The sequence below is a fragment of the Mesorhizobium sp. WSM3860 genome (assembly GCF_002294995.1).
Taxonomy (GTDB): domain Bacteria; phylum Pseudomonadota; class Alphaproteobacteria; order Rhizobiales; family Rhizobiaceae; genus Mesorhizobium.
Genome location: NZ_NSGF01000003.1, coordinates 155659 through 171463, shown reverse-complemented (window position 1 = coordinate 171463; position 15805 = coordinate 155659). Strand labels below are relative to the sequence as shown.

The following is a 15805-nucleotide window of genomic DNA, read 5'->3' as shown; positions in this document are numbered from 1 at the left end:
CCTCAGGGCAGCTACAAGTCACGTTTCAGGCACTGCCTCAGCAGCATCGATGCCGAAAAGTGTGAAGCGGTTTTCGGACGACATCATGCTCTCTCTTTAGGCGGATCTGATCCAGGTCGTTCGACCTGAATTCATCCAGCTCTAGGCGACCTTGACCAGGTCCGGCTCAAAGCCTTCGAAGGTCATCTGGTCGGCATATTTGAAGGTGAGGTCGACCGCCGGCTGGTCGTGCACGGTCCAGGTGATGACTGGCATCCTGAGCTTTTCGCGCACGAAGCTGACGAACGGGTTCGGCAGATCGCCGGCGGCGTAAGAGGTGAAGGCGAGGTTGTGCGCCAGCATCGCAAAATGCGCCTCGATCAGCTGGTCGTCCTTGCCGTAGGCGGTCAGCCCGCCGGGAATGCCCGGCGCCTCCTTGGCGAAGTCGCGGATCAGCCAATGGTCAAACGACATGATCGCCACCTTGCCATTGTAGCGCTTGAGCAGCCCGCCGACGCTCGCAACCAATCCTTTGTCGTGGCCGGCAACACCTTTCAGCTCGACCACCAGCGGCACGCGCCCGTCGATCAGGTCGAGCGCCTCCTGCAGCGTCGGCACATGATCTTTCGTGCCGCCCACCTTGAGCGCGGTGAGCTCGGCCGCGGTGCGTTGCCAGACGAAGCCATCCTCGCCTGTCAGGCGTTTCAGGTCGCCGTCGTGGATGATGACGGGAACGCCATCGGACGAGATATGCACGTCGCATTCAATCGCGTAACCGCGCTCGGCTGCCGCGGCGAAGGCCGACAGCGTGTTCTCCCAGCGTGTCTTGTTCATGTCATGGAAGCCGCGATGCGCGACCGGGCGGGCAATCAACCAGGAAAGGTCGGTCATGTCAGGCTCGTTTCACTCGACTTCGAAGATCGCTTCGATCTCGACCGCCGCATTGAGCGGGAGCGAAGCGGTGCCGACGGCGGAGCGGGCGTGCTTGCCACGTTCGCCGAGGACCGCGACGAAGAAGTCGGAGGCGCCGTTGGCGACCAGATGCTGCTCGACGAAGTCCGGCGCCGATGCGACGAAGACCGTGATCTTGACCAGCCGGCGGATTTTTTCGAGATCGCCAAGTGCTGCCTTGGCCTGCGCCAGGATGTTGATGGCGCAGAATTTTGCGCCCTCCTTGCCGGCGGCGGTATCGATGTCGCGGCCAAGCAGCCCGCTTGCCTGCAGCTTGCCGTCCTTCAGCGGCAGCTGCCCGGCGGTGAAGAGCGTGTTGCCGGTCCGGCAGTAGGGCACGTAGTTGGCGGCCGGCGCTGCGGCGGCCGGAATGGTAACGCCGAGATCGCTTAGCCGCTTTTCGATTGTTTCGCTCATTGGTTTTCCCTATTGCTGGAAGGCGCCGCGTTGGCGGGGCCGAAATTGCTATTTTTGCCTCGCTTCCGCCACGACTTTTTTTAAGCTGGACCATCTTTCCCTGCGGCCTGCCATCGGCCGCGACGATCGGAGCACTGCATGCGCTTGACGCGCCTTTTTCTTTCCGCCGCTCTCGTGTCGGCGGCCATCCCGATGGCTCCGGCCCTTGCCGTGCCCGCGCTGCAGGCGCACCGCGCCGTCTACGACCTTACCCTCAACAAGGCGTCCGACCGCTCGGGCATCACAGGTATTTCCGGCCGCATGGTTTATGAGTTCAACGGCTCTCCCTGCGAGGGCTATACGGTGAAGTTCCGTTTCGTCACCCAGATCGTCACCAGCGAGAACACCAGGCTGACCGACCAGCAGACGACGACGTTCGAGGACGCCGAAGGCAAGACCTTCTCCTTCGTGACCAAGTCCTTCGTCGACCAGAACCTCGACAAGGAGGTCAAGGGTATGGCGACCAGAGAGCCGAAAGGCCTTAAAGTCAATATCGACAAACCCGACAAGAACACGCTCGAACTCGCCGCCACGCAGTTCCCCACCCAGCACCTCGTGGAACTGATCGGCAAGGCCGAGAAGGGAGAGAACTTCTATCAGACCAATCTGTTCGACGGCTCCGAGGATGCCAACAAGGTGATGACTACCACCGTCGTCGTCGGCAAGAGAGCCGACGCCGACAAGGCGGACCCGGAAGCGCCGGCGCTCGCAAAGCTTGCCACCGACAAATACTGGCCAGTCGACATCGCCTATTTCGACGACACCGATAAAAGCGGCGAAGAGGTGCCGGAGTACCGGATCAGCTTCAAGCTGCATGAGAACGGCATCACGCGCGACCTCGTCATGGACTATGGCGACTTCTCGATGACCGGGAAATTGGTGGATTTGTCGCTGTTCGATCAGGCGAAGCCCTGTCCGGCCTCGAAATAGCGGCGGGTTAACCACTACGCGATGCGTCGCGGCGCCTGACTTGAAGGCGCCGCAATCCCGTTCCAGCATTCCCGTAGGCATTTCGGGGGAAAGCTTGGGCAGGATCGACGTCTTCGTGGCGCCGCGACCCAATCCGGCGCTGATCAAGGTGATGACGATCGTCAACCGCATCGTCATGCTGCGTGGGGTTCCCGGCTTCCGCGACCTGTTGCCGTTCAATCGGCTCGCCGGCCTGCGCGGCGTCGCCAATGTCCGCCACATCGATTTTCCCGTCGCCGACCAGCAGAAGCTGCAGGCCTGCTGCGGCGAAGGCCAAGCGACGTTCATCACGCCCAACCATCCGGAATTCTTCACCGACTGGATGATCGACAAGGAGCTCGTCTCGCGCGTCAGCCCGCTTGCCGCCTCATGGGCAACACATGGCGTGGTGAATGGGCTCGGCCGGCTGATGCAGAAATTCTGGCTGGCCAACAATCTGATCGCGCAGATTCCCGGCAACAGCGAAGCCGCCAAAGCGCATTCGGTCGACTGGGCGCTGAAGGGCCATGGCGTGCTGCTTCATCCGGAAGGCAGCGTCGGCTGGCACGGCAACTATGTCGCGCCGCTGCTTCCCGGCGCGGTGGAGATGGGGCTGGCGGCGCTGAAGCGCGGGCGCGAAACCAACAAGGATTTCAAAGTCTGGGTCGCTCCTGTTGTCTGGAAGCTCGCCTTTATCGGCACTGTCGAGCGGCCGCTCGCCAGGGAATGCGCCTATGTCGAGAAGAGCCTGAAAATCGAAGAGGCCGGAGACGGCTCGCTGCCGGAACGCGTCTACCGCATCTATTCAAGCGTGCTGTCCCGCGACGAAAAGGCCTGCGGCCTGACCGCAGAGGCGGGCGCTTCCTTTGCCAGCCGCCAGCAAAGGGTGCTGGCCGAGCTTGGCCTGCGGCTCGCCGATGCCCTTGCGGCCGAACCCGACCTCGACTTGGCCGAGTTGCTGCGGCATTCGCGCCGCTGGCTGCGCGAGGGCAAGGCTGATGCGGATGAGCAAAAACGCGTGCGAAAACTGGCGGAAACGATCCAGCGCATCCAGCGCGTCGGCCACTGGGCCTTCGCTAATCAGACGATAATGCAGGAGGAGATCGCCGAGCATCTGAAGCGCATCCGCAACGACTATTGCAAAGGCACCTTGCGCGACTCGATCAACCGCTTCATTCCGCAGCCCGCCGGGCCGCGCTGCGCTCACATCCGCGTGCCGGAGCCGTTGGCACTTCATGCTTATGATGGTTCGGTCGAAGAGGCGCTCGCCATGCTGCGCTCACAGATGCAGGAAGCGGTCTCGAGGATGGTGACCGAACTCGAAGCCGCCGGCGGCTTCATTTCCTATCCGAATCCCTTCTATCATCGCTGACTTCGCGTCGGCCCGGGGTGATTGTGAGCGGGCCGCCGATGTCGGTTGGAGTGCGGCAAGCTCGATGGCTGTCTATGTCGATGCGGCGATCTGGAAATGGGCCGGCCATCGCTGGTGCCATTTGCTCGCCGACGACACCGACGAGCTCCACCGCTTTGCCGCCGAGCTCGGCCTCAAGCGCTCGTCCTATCAGGGGCCGCCGAAGACTTCGGCGCCGCATTACGATATCACCGGCTTCGAGCGCGACCGCGCCGTGCGGCTTGGCGCGGTCGAATGCAGTCGCGAGGAGATCGTCGCCGTCTTCCGCCGCGTGCGGGTGCCGAACGGCAAGGCGAAACGCTGATCTGCTTTGATGCGTGTCGTTGTCCCAGAACCGCAGCACACTTCTGGGCGACATGCATTGGCTGCGCGGATCGCCGCAGGTGGAAGCGTTTTCCGGCGCCCGGCTTGCGTTTGTGGCGCTTCCCCTCTATATGCGCGCTCATTCCACACACGGACTTTGGTGTCTGCCCGGGAGAAATCCGGCTGAAACCTCCGGTGGCATCAGGACACAAGTCCGAAATGCCTGTGTCCGTGGAGGCCAACCGGAAAGGAACTAAAGAATGGCTCTGCCTGATTTCAGCATGCGCCAGCTTCTGGAAGCTGGTGTTCACTTCGGCCACCAGACCCACCGCTGGAACCCGAAGATGGCGCCCTACATCTACGGCGCCCGCAACAACATCCACATCATCGACCTGTCGCAGACGGTGCCGCTGCTGCACCAGGCCCTGAAGCAGGTTTCCGACACCGTCGCCAAGGGCGGCCGCGTGCTGTTCGTCGGCACCAAGCGCCAGGCTTCGGACATCGTCGCCGACGCCGCGCAGCGATCGGCCCAGTACTATGTCAACTCGCGTTGGCTGGGCGGCATGCTGACCAACTGGAAGACGATCTCGAATTCGATCCAGCGCCTGCGCAAGCTCGACGAGACGCTGGCCGGCGAGGCCCAGGGCCTCACCAAGAAGGAGCGCCTCAACCTCGACCGCGAGCGCGAGAAGCTCAACAAGGCGCTGGGCGGCATCAAGGACATGGGCTCGACGCCGGACCTGATGTTCGTCATCGACACCAACAAGGAAGCGATTGCCATCCTCGAGGCCAAGCGCCTCGGCATCCCGGTCGTCGCCATCATCGATTCCAATTGCGACCCGGACAAGATCGACTTCCCGATTCCCGGCAATGACGACGCGGCCCGCGCTATCCAGCTCTACTGCGATCTGATCGCCAAGGCTGCCATCGACGGCATCGCCAGGCAGCAGGGCGCGCTCGGCATGGACATCGGCGCGTCGGCCGAAGCCCCGGTTGAACCGGCGCTCGACACTCCGGCCACTGAAGCTCCGGAAGCTTGAAAAGCGAAGGCCGGCTCCGGCCTTCATCTTTCCAATAAGTTGGCGCGCTAAAGCGCTTTTGCCGGGCGCATCATCGGGATTCGATGGTGCGTCGGCGCATTTGAAACAAAGAGGCGACAATGAGCATTTCGGCTGCACAGGTCAAAGAACTCCGCGACTTGACCGGCGCGGGCATGATGGACTGCAAGGCGGCGTTGAACGAAACCAACGGCGACATGGAAGCGGCCGTCGACTGGCTGCGCAAGAAGGGCATCTCCAAGGCCGACAAGAAGGCCGGCCGCACCGCGGCTGAGGGCCTGATCGGCGTCGATTCCGGTGTTCGCGAAGCCGCGGTCGTCGAGGTGAATTCCGAGACCGACTTCGTCGCCCGCAATGCCGCCTTCCAGGAGATCGTCGCCAACGTCGCCAAGGTGGCGCTCGCCTACGGCACGACCGAAGCGGTTGCCGCGGCCAAGTATCCGGGCTCCGACAAGTCGGTCACCGACACTATCAAGGACGCGGTCGGCACCATCGGCGAGAACATGGGCTTCCGCCGCTCGGCCAAGCTCACTGTCCCGCATGGCGCGGTCGCGACCTATGTCCACAATGCCGTCGCCGACGGCCTCGGCAAGCTCGGCGTGCTGGTCGCGATCGAGACCACCGGCAATGAGCATGCGGCGAACGCCTTCGGCCGCCAAGTCGCCATGCATGTCGCCGCGACCAACCCGGTTGCGCTGACTGCCGAGGAAGTCGACCCGGCGCTGGTCGAGCGCGAGAAGGCGATCTTCTCCGACCAGGCGCGCCAGTCCGGCAAGCCGGAAGCGATCATCGAGAAGATGGTAGAGGGTCGGCTGCGCAAGTTCTATGAAGAGGTGGTGCTCCTGAAGCAGGCCTTCGTGCTCAATCCCGACATCACCGTCGAGAAGGCGCTGAAGGATGCCGAGAAGGAGATCGGCGCGCCGGCCAAGATCACCGCTTACCTGCGCTTCGCGCTGGGCGAAGGCATCGAGAAGGAAACGACCGATTTCGCGGCAGAAGTCGCGGCCGCGGTCAAGAAATAGCCCGAAGAAAAAGTAAGGCTAGAGAGCTCAGGCAACTCGGCCGGGTGTCCGCATGGATGCCCGGCCGATCTCTTGTGCGGCATCGATAAAGGCTCTGAGCTTCGGCGCCATCGACGCCCGGCGCGGGAAATAGAGGAACAGGCCCGGCTCCTCGATCGCCGTCTTCGGCAGGATCTGGACCAGGCGACCCGCGGCGAGATCGGCGCGCACAAGGGGCTCGAACACATAGGCGAGCCCGACGCCCGCTAGCGCAAGGTCGATGGCGCCAAGCGAATCCGTGACGACGGCCGTGCCGCGCGTCTCGACCACGACATCCTTGCCGTTCTCGTTCAGATCCCAACGATAGAGCCCGCCGGAGCCGACAAGCCGGTAGCCGATGCAATTGTGCTTGGCGAGGTCGGCCACCTCGCGCGGACGGCCGTGCTTTCCGACATAGGCCGGCGAGGCGACAACCATGGCCTTGAACGGGGGCGTAAGCCGCACGGTGATCATGTCCTGTGCGATCATCTCGCCCAGCCTGATGCCGGCATCGAAACCCTCGCCGACGATATCGACCAGGGCTTGGTCGGCAAAGACCTCGACCGTCACGTCCGGATAGCGTTCGGCCATGGCCGCGATCACCGGCGTCACCGCCAGGGGGATCGCGATATTCGACGCATTGATCCTGAGCAGGCCGGAGGGCCTGCCCTTGACGCCGCGGATGCGGTCGATCCGCTCATAGATGTCCTGCAGGGCAGGGGCCGCGGTGTCCACCAGCGCCTTGCCGGCTTCGGTCAGCGAAACGCTGCGCGTCGTGCGCGCAAACAGCGGCTGGCCGATGCGCTCTTCCATCAGCCGTACTGCATGGCTGACCGCCGACGGACTCATGCCGAGCTCGGCCGCGGCAAGCGCGAAGCCGCCGCGACGAGCCACGGCGACGATCACCGGCAGATGCGTCAGCAGATCTCGATCCATTCATGAATAACATCGCATAGTCCTTGCGAAGAATGCAATCTTATCGACGCTGCCAAGGTGGTCCACATTGTCGCCAACACATCGGCGGTGGGGCTGGTGCTCGAGGAGAAGAAAAATGAATGCGTTGAGGCATGCGACCTTCGCGGCAGGACTGGCGCTGGCGCCGGTCGATGCCGGCGGAACCGAATCGATAAGCTGGCAAGCGCTCGCCGATGAGCGCGCCGTCATCCGCATCGCGGATGCGATTGACCGCGCCGTCGATGCGCAGGACTGGAAGCTCGCCCGGAGCTACTTCGCCGACCGGGTCACCGCCGACTTCAGCAGCCTTTCCGGACAGCCCGCGGCTACGATTGCCTCCGACGATCTGATCGGCGCCTGGGCTGCCAATCTCAAGGGCAGCAAAACGAGCCTGCACCTGCGGACCAACCATCAGACCACCATCGAAGGCAACAAGGCGACTGTCCTCTCCAACGGCTATGCCTGGAACAAGATGGAAGGCAATGGCGATCCGCTCTGGGAGGTCTGGGGCACCTATGAGCATCGCCTGAGCCGCTCGGCTCAAGGCTGGAAGGTCGACGGCTTCAGGTTCCGCATGACGCATGAGCGCGGCAATCCCTGGGTGAAGACGACGCCCGGCCAATAATCGAGATCAAACACGATCGGAACACACATGAGCATGACCTACTACACGCTCGGCAACAGCGGCCTTCGCGTCAGCCGGCTGGCGCTGGGCACCATGACCTTCGGCACCGAATGGGGCTGGGGTGCCGACAGGGAAACCGCCCGCGCCATGTTCGACGCCTATGTCGAGGCCGGCGGCAATTTCTTCGACACCGCCGATCTCTACACCGGCGGGACCGCAGAGACCTGGCTCGGCGAATTCGTCGCCGAGCGCGGCTTGCGCGACAAGGCGGTGATCGCCACCAAATTCACGATGAACAAGGAGCCCGGCAATCCGAATGCCGGCGGCAATGGCCGAAAGAACATCATGCGCGCGGTCGACGCTTCGCTGAAGCGGCTCGGAACCGACTATATCGACCTTTACCTCATGCATGTCTGGGACAGGCTCACGCCGGTCGAGGAGGTGTTGCGCACGCTGGACGATTTGGTGCGTGCCGGCAAGGTGCGCCATGTCGGCCTCTCCGACGTGCCGGCCTGGTATGCCGGCCGGGCGCAGGCGATCGCCGAACTGCGCGGCTATGAGCCGATCTCGGCCCTGCAACTCGAATATTCGCTGGCCGAGCGCTCGATCGAACATGAATTCGCGCCTTTCGCCACGCGTCACGGCGCCGGCATCATGGTGTGGAGTCCGCTGGCCAGCGGCCTGCTCAGCGGCAAATACCGCCCGACGCAGGCCGGCAATGCCGGCCGGCTCGACGGGTTCCGCAACACCGCGCATCCGGGTTTCCAGAAATTCAGCGAACGCAATTGGGCGATCGTTACGGAACTCGAAAAGGTTGCTTCCGAACTCGGCCGCAGCATGGCGCAGGTGGCGGTGAACTGGGTGGCGACGCAGCCGGGTGTGGCCGCCGTCATCCTTGGCGCGACGAAACTTGCCCAGTTGCAGGACAATCTCGAGGCGCTCGACTTTTCAATCCCTATCGAGCTCCGCAAGCGGCTTGATTCGGTGAGCCTTGCGCCCGCTCCGTTCCCGCATTCCTTTTTTGGACCCGAGATCCAGGTCAGGGTGGCCGGCGGCGTCGTGACCGGCGACAAGCCGTCCGGCTATTCTCGGCCGGTCCTGATCGAAGGCGAAGTGGTCGGGATCAGCAGCAACTGATCGGAAAAGCCTTTTGCGCGAGGGCGCGGCGTGACATCGCCGCGCCCTTCGTGTATCGGGTCGAACCATCGTGCCAGCGCCGCCAGGCGAAGCGAGGCGCCTTTCGCCTCCAGATTGCCCGCGCCGAGATTTTCGAGGAACCAGATGACGGTGAAGCCCCTCTATCGACGTGTCTTGCTGAAAGCTTCGGGCGAAGCCTTGATGGGGGAACAGCATTTCGGCATCGACGTCTCGGTCGTTGACCGTATCGCAGCCGACATTGCCGAGGCGCGGGCGCTTGGCGTCGAAGTCGGGGTCGTGATCGGCGGCGGCAACATCTTCCGCGGCGTGGCCGTCGCCTCCAAGGGCGGCGACCGCGTCACCGGCGATCACATGGGCATGCTCGCCACCGTCATCAACTCGCTGGCGCTGCGCACCTCGCTGAACAAAATCGGCGTCGACGCCGTGGTGCTTTCGGCCATTGCCATGCCCGAGCTCTGCGAAAGTTTTTCACAGCGCCAGGCGACCGCCTATATGAACCAGGGCAAGGTGGTGATCTTTGCCGGCGGCACCGGCAATCCGTTCTTCACCACCGATTCGGCCGCAGCGCTGCGCGCCGCCGAGATCGGCGCCGACGCGCTGTTCAAGGCCACGCAGGTCGACGGCGTCTATTCGGCCGACCCGAAGAAGGATCCGAACGCGGTGCGCTTCGATCGCATTAGTCATGCCGAAGTCATCAAACGCGGGCTTACGATCATGGATACGGCCGCGATTGCACTTGCGCGTGAAAACAACATTCCGATAATCGTCTATTCGATCCACGAAAAAGGTGGTTTCGGCGAAATTCTAAGAGGCGGCGGCCGTTGCACGATCGTCGCCGACAATTGACTGGGGCCGACGACGGCTGAATGATCGCCGGTCCTGGACGAGACTAGAACACAAGCAGTGAACCCGGCGAACGGGTCGAGGAGATGATCATGAGTGGCGAGTACGACGACCTCAAGCGGCGCATGGACGGGGCGATCGCGGCCTTCAAGCACGATCTCGCTTCGCTGCGCACCGGCCGCGCTTCCAGCAACCTGCTCGACGCCGTCCAGGTCCATGCCTACGGTACGACGATGCCGATCAACCAGGTGGCCAATGTATCGGTGCCCGAGCCGCGGATGATTTCGGTCTCGGTCTGGGACAAATCGATGGTGAGCGCCGTCGACCGCGCTATCCGCGAGGCGAATCTTGGCTTCAATCCGATCGTCGACGGCACCAATCTGAGGATTCCCTTGCCCGAACTCAACGAGCAGCGCCGCAAGGAACTGGTCAAGATCTCGCACGGCTATGCCGAGAACGCCCGCGTCGCGGTTCGCCATGTCCGTCGCGACGGCATGGATTTCCTCAAAAAGGCGGAAAAGGACGGCACGATCAGCGAGGACGATCATCGCAAGCGCTCCGACCAGGTTCAGAAGCTGACCGACGAGATGATCAGCACCATCGATCACCTGCTTTCCGATAAGGAAGCTGAAATCATGCAGGTTTAGGGTCGGTTTCTCACCGGCTCGAAAGCGAGACCATGACAACCCCCGCGCATGTCGCGATCATCATGGACGGAAACGGACGCTGGGCCAAGGCGCGCGGCATGCCGCGGCTTGCCGGCCACCGCGCCGGCGTCGAAGCCTTGCGCAAGACGGTGCGCGCCGCGCCAGAGCTCGGCATCTCCTATCTGACGGTCTACGCCTTCTCCTCTGAAAACTGGTCGCGGCCGAAGTCCGAAGTCAGCGACTTGATGGGCCTCCTGAAGCTCTTCATCCGCCGCGATCTCGCCGAGCTGCACCAAAACGGCGTGCGGGTGAGGGTGATCGGCGACAGGGAAGGGCTGCAGCCGGACATCAGAGGCCTGCTGCAGGAGGCCGAATCGCTGACCGCCGGCAATGAGGCGCTGACGCTGGTCATCGCCTTCAACTATGGCGGGCGCGACGAGATCGTGCGCACCGCGCGCAAGCTCGCCGATGCCGTGGCTCGCGGCGAAATGACAAGCGACGCCATCACGATGGAGAGCTTTGCCGGCTCGCTCGACACCGACGGCATTCCCGATCCAGACCTCGTGATCCGCACCAGCGGCGAGCTCAGGCTGTCGAACTTCCTTTTGTGGCAGGCCGCCTATAGCGAGCTCGTCTTCCTGCCTTGCTACTGGCCGGACTTCAGCCGGGAGCACCTGGCCGACGCCCTGCGCGACTTTTCCGGCCGCGAACGCCGTTTCGGCGGGCTCGCCGCCCGCGACGTTGCCTTGTAGCGCCGGCATCGATGAGCAATCTCCAGCAGCGTGTCATCTCGGCCATCGTGATGGCAGCCGTCACACTTGCGCTCACCTGGCTCGGCGGGCTGCCGTTCCGCCTCTTCTGCGCGGCGATCGCGGCGCTGATCTTCTACGAATGGACGCGCATGTCGCGCCCTGGGAACGGTGCGGCCCTCGGCTTTCTGCCGGAAGTGCTGATTCTGGTCTTCATCGGCGCGCTGATCGCCGGCCTGCCGGCACTGTGGCTGCTGCTTCTGGTCGCAGCCATCACTGCTATCGTCGCTGTTGCCGCGCGACTGCGGGGAGCAGCGCCGTGGGAGGCCTCGGGGCTGGCATACGCGTCGTTGTCCGGCTTGTCGCTCGCCTATCTGCGCGGGGACAGCCACTCAGGATTGATGGCCATCCTCTTCCTGTTCGCGGTGGTCTGGGCGACCGACATAGCGGCCTATTTCGTCGGCCGCGCGGTCGGCGGCCCGAAGCTTGCGCCTTCGATCTCGCCCGGGAAGACGCAGAGCGGCGCGCTTGGGGGCGCGGTCGGCGGCATCGCTGCCGGATTGGTGCTGGCAATCGCCGCCGGGGCCGGCAATCTCACTATGCTTGGCCTCGTCGCCCTGGCGCTCTCGATCGTCTCGCAGATCGGCGATCTGTTCGAATCCTGGGTCAAGCGCCAGCACGGCTGCAAGGATTCGAGCAATCTCATTCCCGGCCATGGCGGCGTCATGGACAGAGTGGACGGGCTTGTCGCGGCCGCGTTCGCCCTGTACGTCATCGGTTGGATTGCGGCGGGCGCCGACCATCCGGCAATGGGGCTGTTTCCGAACTAACTGGCGTCGCCACTGGGCGAAAACGACGCGTGCCACGGATTCGCCCGGATTGATGCCACAGTCGCGGCGGACTGTCGCGCTGGGCGAATTTTGAGGGCATGACTTGAACGAGATTCTTCACGCGCTCTTCAGCACGCAAGGCTTTGTCCTCGGGACTCTCGTGCCGTTCCTGTTCGTGCTCACCGTCGTGGTGTTCGTGCATGAGATGGGCCACTACCTCATCGGCCGCTGGTGCGGCATCGGGGTGAAGGCCTTTGCCATCGGCTTCGGCCCGGAGCTCTTCGGTTTCAACGACCGCCACGGCACCCGCTGGAAGCTTTGCGCCATTCCGCTTGGCGGCTACGTCAAATTCGTCGGCGACATGAACGCGACATCGAGCCAGCCGAGCACCGAAGACCTCGAATCGCTGACCGAGGCCGAGCGCGAGGTCGCCTTCCACACCCAGCCGATCTGGAAACGCGCGGCGACCGTCGTCGCCGGGCCGCTGTTCAATTTCCTGCTGACGATCGCCGTGTTCGCGGTGCTGTTTTCGCTCTACGGCCGGCCGGTGATGGAGCCGATGGTGGCCGAAGTCAGCGCCGGCAGCCCGGCGGCCCGGGCGGGCATTCAGCCCGGCGACCGATTCGTCAAAGTCGACGGCAACAAGGTGGAGACCTTCGCCGACGTTCAACGCCTGGTTTCGGGTCGCGCCGGCGACGCCATCACCTTCACCATGTTGCGCGACGGCAAGGAAATCACCGTTACCGCGACACCGGAACCGATGGAGCAGCAGGATGCGCTGGGCAACAAGGTCAAGGTCGCGATCATTGGCGTCGCCAACAACGCCGAGCTCGGGCAGCCGCGACTGGTCTCCTACACGCCCGCGGGCGCGCTGGCGGCGGCTGTCGAGGAAACCGGGCATGTGATCGAGCGCACCGGGCAATTTCTGCAGCGCTTCGTCGTCGGGCGCGAGGACAAATGCCAGCTCGGCGGGCCGATCAAGATCGCAAAAATGTCGGGTCAGGCGGCCAAGCTCGGCTTCGAGTGGCTGGTGCAGCTTGTTGCATTCCTGTCAGTCGGGATAGGGATTCTCAATCTTCTGCCGATTCCCCCTCTCGACGGCGGCCACCTCTTGTTCTACGGCGTGGAGGCCGTCATAAGGCGGCCCGTGTCGGAGCGGATGATGGAGATGGCCTACCGGACCGGTCTCCTTCTGGTGCTCGGATTTATGGGCTTCGTTTTTTGGAATGATCTGTTTGGGTGCTGAAATCATGAAGGAATTTGGCTTCGGCCCCATCCATATTGAGACGCCGTTTACCATGCGTGGGGATATGCGTGACACGAAAGCCACGCAACAGGGTTAAGTAAATACAAATTAACCGGGAGCCTTGCGTGTAGGGGAAATCCGGTTAATACGGTAAGGGAAAATACCGCACGTCCGGTTTTCTCGCCGTGGGGACTACGAGAAAAAGGTACAAAAGCCCGATGAAGGCAGCATCCAAGTTTCTGAGCGCCGCGTCCGCGGCGGCTTTGTCCGCCGCCCTGGTTTTGCCAGGCGCGCTCGCAGTGCAGTTCGTTGCCACATCGGTAGCCGAAGCAGCGGTGGTGAGCAGGGTCGAGGTTAGCGGCAACCAGCGTGTCGATGCCGAAACCATCCGCAATTACATCGCCATCAAGCCCGGCAAGGCGTTTTCAAGTGCCGATATCGATAGCGCCGTGAAGGCCCTGTTCGGCACCGGGCTGTTCTCGGACGTCCAGATCAATCAGGTCGGCTCGACCCTGGTCGTCAAGGTTTCCGAATACAAGGTCGTCAACCAGGTCCTGTTCCAGGGCAACAAGAAGCTCAAGGACAACGCGCTCCAGGCCGCTGTCCAGCTTAAGCCGCGCGCGACCTTCTCGCAGCAGGCTCTCGACGCCGACGTCGAGGCGGTCAAAGCCGCCTATCGGCGTATCGGCCGCGACGATGCCGCCGTGACCAGTCAGATCATGGACCTCGGCGACAATCGCGTGAACGTGGTCTTCAACATTAACGAAGGCGCCCGCACGCAGATCGCGGCGATTAATTTCGTCGGCAACAGCGCTTTTTCCAGCCGTCGTCTGTCGGACGTCATCAACACCAAGCGTTCGTCCTGGCTTTCGTTCGTGCTGCGCGACGACGTCTATGACGAGGACAAGCTGCGCGCCGACCAGGAGTTGCTGCGCCGGTTCTACTACAATCACGGCTACGCAGACTTCCAGGTCGTTTCGGCCGTCGGTGAGTTGGATGAAGCCACCAACAAATACACGGTCACGATCACCGTGCAGGAGGGCGAGCGCTACAACTTCGGCGACATCAGTGTCGAGAGCACGATTCCCGAGGTCGACTCAAAGTCGCTGGAATCGGTGGTCCAGACGCACAAGGGCGATGTCTACAACGCCAAGGACGTCGAGGACACGATCGTTGCGCTCACCGAAAAGGTCGCCGGCTCAGGCTATGCGTTTGCCCAGGTGACGCCGCGCGGCGACCGCAATTTTGAGAATCACACGATCTCGGTCGTCTACACCATCGACCAGGGCACCAAGGCTTATATCGAGCGTATCGAAATCCGCGGCAACGACCGCACGCGCGACTATGTCATCCGGCGCGAATTCGACGTCAGCGAAGGCGACGCCTTCAACCAGGTTCTTGTCCAGCGCGCGAAGAAGCGGCTGGAAGCCCTGGATTATTTTGAAAAAGTCGACATCTCGACGGTCCCTGGGTCGGCTCCGGATCAGGTTGTCCTGGTGGTCGATGTGGTCGAGAAGTCGACCGGTGAGTTCTCGGTCGGCGCCGGCTATTCGACCGGCGGCGACACGCCGGGCCCGTCCGTCGAAGGCTCGATCACCGAGCGCAACTTCCTCGGTCGCGGCCAATACATCAAGCTGTCGGCCGGCGGCGGCAAGAACTCGCGCGATTATGCGATTTCCTTCACCGAGCCGTATTTCCTCGGCCGGCGCATCGCGGCGGGCTTCGATATCTACAAGTCGACCAGGGAATATAACAATCACTACGACAGCGATACGACGGGCGCGACCATCCGCTTCGGCCTGCCGATCACCGACAGTATTTCGACGCAGCTGGCGTACAATATCTCGCAAGAGAAATATAAGGTCGACGACAGTTGCGGTCCCACCAGCCCTGCGGATCCGGACGGCACGTGCACCATTTCGCCGGCTATCTTGGAAGGCGTAGCTCAAAGTCCGTGGATTAAGTCGTCGGTCAGCCTCGGGCTAGTCTACAACACCATCGACGATATGAAGAACCCGCATGAAGGGCTCTACATCACTGGTACGACCGAGGTTGCCGGTCTCGGTGGTGACGCCAAGTGGGTGAAGTTGACCGGGCGCGCAAGCGTCTACCAAACGCTGTCCGAGCAGCTCGATCTGGTCGGTCTGATCTCCGGTGGCGCTGGCCATATCGCCGGGTATGGCAACGATGGTCTGCGTATCTTCGACCAGTTCCAAAGCAATGATCGTATGATCCGTGGTTTCGAATATGGCGGCATCGGCCCTGTAGATACCAATACGGGTGACCATCTCGGTGGCACGACCTATTTCAATGCCTCGGCGGAAGCCCAGTTCCCGTTGCCGGCTATTCCGGAAAGCTTTGGCTTGCGGGGCGCGGTGTTTGCCGATGCTGCAACGCTCTATGGCAGCGCAATTCATACTGCAGGCGTCACCCAGTCCTCGACCGATATGAAGCTGCGCGCTTCGGTCGGTGTCGGCCTGATGTGGGCGTCGCCGTTCGGTCCGATCCGAATCGACTATGCGATCCCGGTGAAGAAGGAAGCGACCGACGACGTGCAGGAATTCAACTTCGGCATAGCGACCCGTTTCTAATCCGTTACGATGTTCC

15 protein-coding genes and 1 pseudogene are annotated in these 15805 nt (G+C 62.7%); 13 read left to right on the top strand and 3 right to left on the bottom strand.

The window, feature by feature from the left end:
- Positions 1-141: 141 nt before the first annotated feature.
- Together CK220_RS07325 and CK220_RS07320 are read right to left on the bottom strand one after the other, a co-directional pair.
- On the bottom strand, positions 142-870 hold the full coding sequence (locus CK220_RS07325; protein WP_095810893.1) for a glycerophosphodiester phosphodiesterase: 729 nt from the start codon (positions 868-870) through the stop codon (positions 142-144).
- A gap of 12 nt (positions 871-882) precedes the next feature.
- Positions 883-1347: a RidA family protein gene (locus CK220_RS07320; RefSeq protein WP_095810892.1), complete on the bottom strand. Its 465-nt coding sequence runs from the start codon at positions 1345-1347 to the stop codon at positions 883-885.
- A gap of 138 nt (positions 1348-1485) precedes the next feature.
- Here CK220_RS07320 and CK220_RS07315 point away from each other — a divergent pair, with 138 nt between their 5' ends.
- The 5 genes from CK220_RS07315 to tsf all read left to right on the top strand — a co-directional run bounded on the left by CK220_RS07315 (position 1486) and on the right by tsf (position 6128).
- Positions 1486-2316 (top strand): cell envelope integrity EipB family protein, encoded by an 831-nt coding sequence (locus CK220_RS07315; RefSeq protein ID WP_095810891.1) that lies wholly within the window; start codon positions 1486-1488, stop codon positions 2314-2316.
- A gap of 94 nt (positions 2317-2410) precedes the next feature.
- On the top strand, positions 2411-3706 hold the full coding sequence (locus CK220_RS07310; protein WP_095810890.1) for a hypothetical protein: 1296 nt from the start codon (positions 2411-2413) through the stop codon (positions 3704-3706).
- Positions 3707-3770: 64 nt separating this feature from the next.
- Entirely contained in the window at positions 3771-4049 is a 279-nt protein-coding gene (locus tag CK220_RS07305; RefSeq protein ID WP_095810889.1) for a DUF4031 domain-containing protein, read from the top strand.
- A gap of 259 nt (positions 4050-4308) precedes the next feature.
- Positions 4309-5088, top strand: coding sequence for a 30S ribosomal protein S2 (rpsB, locus tag CK220_RS07300; protein ID WP_059188654.1), 780 nt, complete (start codon positions 4309-4311; stop codon positions 5086-5088).
- A gap of 119 nt (positions 5089-5207) precedes the next feature.
- The gene (gene tsf, locus CK220_RS07295; protein WP_095810888.1) at positions 5208-6128 is read left to right on the top strand and encodes a translation elongation factor Ts; all 921 of its coding nucleotides are present in this window, start codon (positions 5208-5210) and stop codon (positions 6126-6128) included.
- A gap of 27 nt (positions 6129-6155) precedes the next feature.
- Here the strand turns inward: tsf and CK220_RS07290 are convergent, their stop codons facing one another.
- Positions 6156-7082: a LysR family transcriptional regulator gene (locus tag CK220_RS07290; protein WP_095810887.1), complete on the bottom strand. Its 927-nt coding sequence runs from the start codon at positions 7080-7082 to the stop codon at positions 6156-6158.
- Positions 7083-7197: 115 nt separating this feature from the next.
- Between CK220_RS07290 and CK220_RS07285 the strand changes: the two genes are divergently transcribed.
- From CK220_RS07285 to bamA, 8 genes and pseudogenes are all read left to right on the top strand, one after another.
- Complete coding sequence (locus CK220_RS07285; protein ID WP_095810886.1) at positions 7198-7725, top strand: nuclear transport factor 2 family protein; 528 nt, start codon at positions 7198-7200, stop codon at positions 7723-7725.
- 27 nt (positions 7726-7752) lie between these two features.
- Positions 7753-8862, top strand: a complete 1110-nt coding sequence (locus tag CK220_RS07280; protein WP_095810885.1) for an aldo/keto reductase — start codon at positions 7753-7755, stop codon at positions 8860-8862.
- Positions 8863-9006: 144 nt separating this feature from the next.
- Complete coding sequence (gene pyrH / locus CK220_RS07275; protein ID WP_095810884.1) at positions 9007-9729, top strand: UMP kinase; 723 nt, start codon at positions 9007-9009, stop codon at positions 9727-9729.
- A gap of 89 nt (positions 9730-9818) precedes the next feature.
- Entirely contained in the window at positions 9819-10373 is a 555-nt protein-coding gene (gene frr / locus CK220_RS07270) for a ribosome recycling factor (protein ID WP_082980388.1), read from the top strand.
- Positions 10374-10393: 20 nt separating this feature from the next.
- A pseudogene (locus tag CK220_RS07265) lies at positions 10394-11125 on the top strand (isoprenyl transferase); the annotation flags it as partial.
- Between the two features lie 11 nt (positions 11126-11136).
- Entirely contained in the window at positions 11137-11952 is an 816-nt protein-coding gene (locus CK220_RS07260) for a phosphatidate cytidylyltransferase (RefSeq protein ID WP_095810882.1), read from the top strand.
- A 103-nt stretch (positions 11953-12055) separates the two neighbouring features.
- Positions 12056-13198 (top strand): RIP metalloprotease RseP, encoded by a 1143-nt coding sequence (gene rseP, locus CK220_RS07255; protein ID WP_095810881.1) that lies wholly within the window; start codon positions 12056-12058, stop codon positions 13196-13198.
- A gap of 218 nt (positions 13199-13416) precedes the next feature.
- On the top strand, positions 13417-15789 hold the full coding sequence (bamA, locus tag CK220_RS07250; RefSeq protein WP_095810880.1) for an outer membrane protein assembly factor BamA: 2373 nt from the start codon (positions 13417-13419) through the stop codon (positions 15787-15789).
- Positions 15790-15805: the final 16 nt, after the last annotated feature.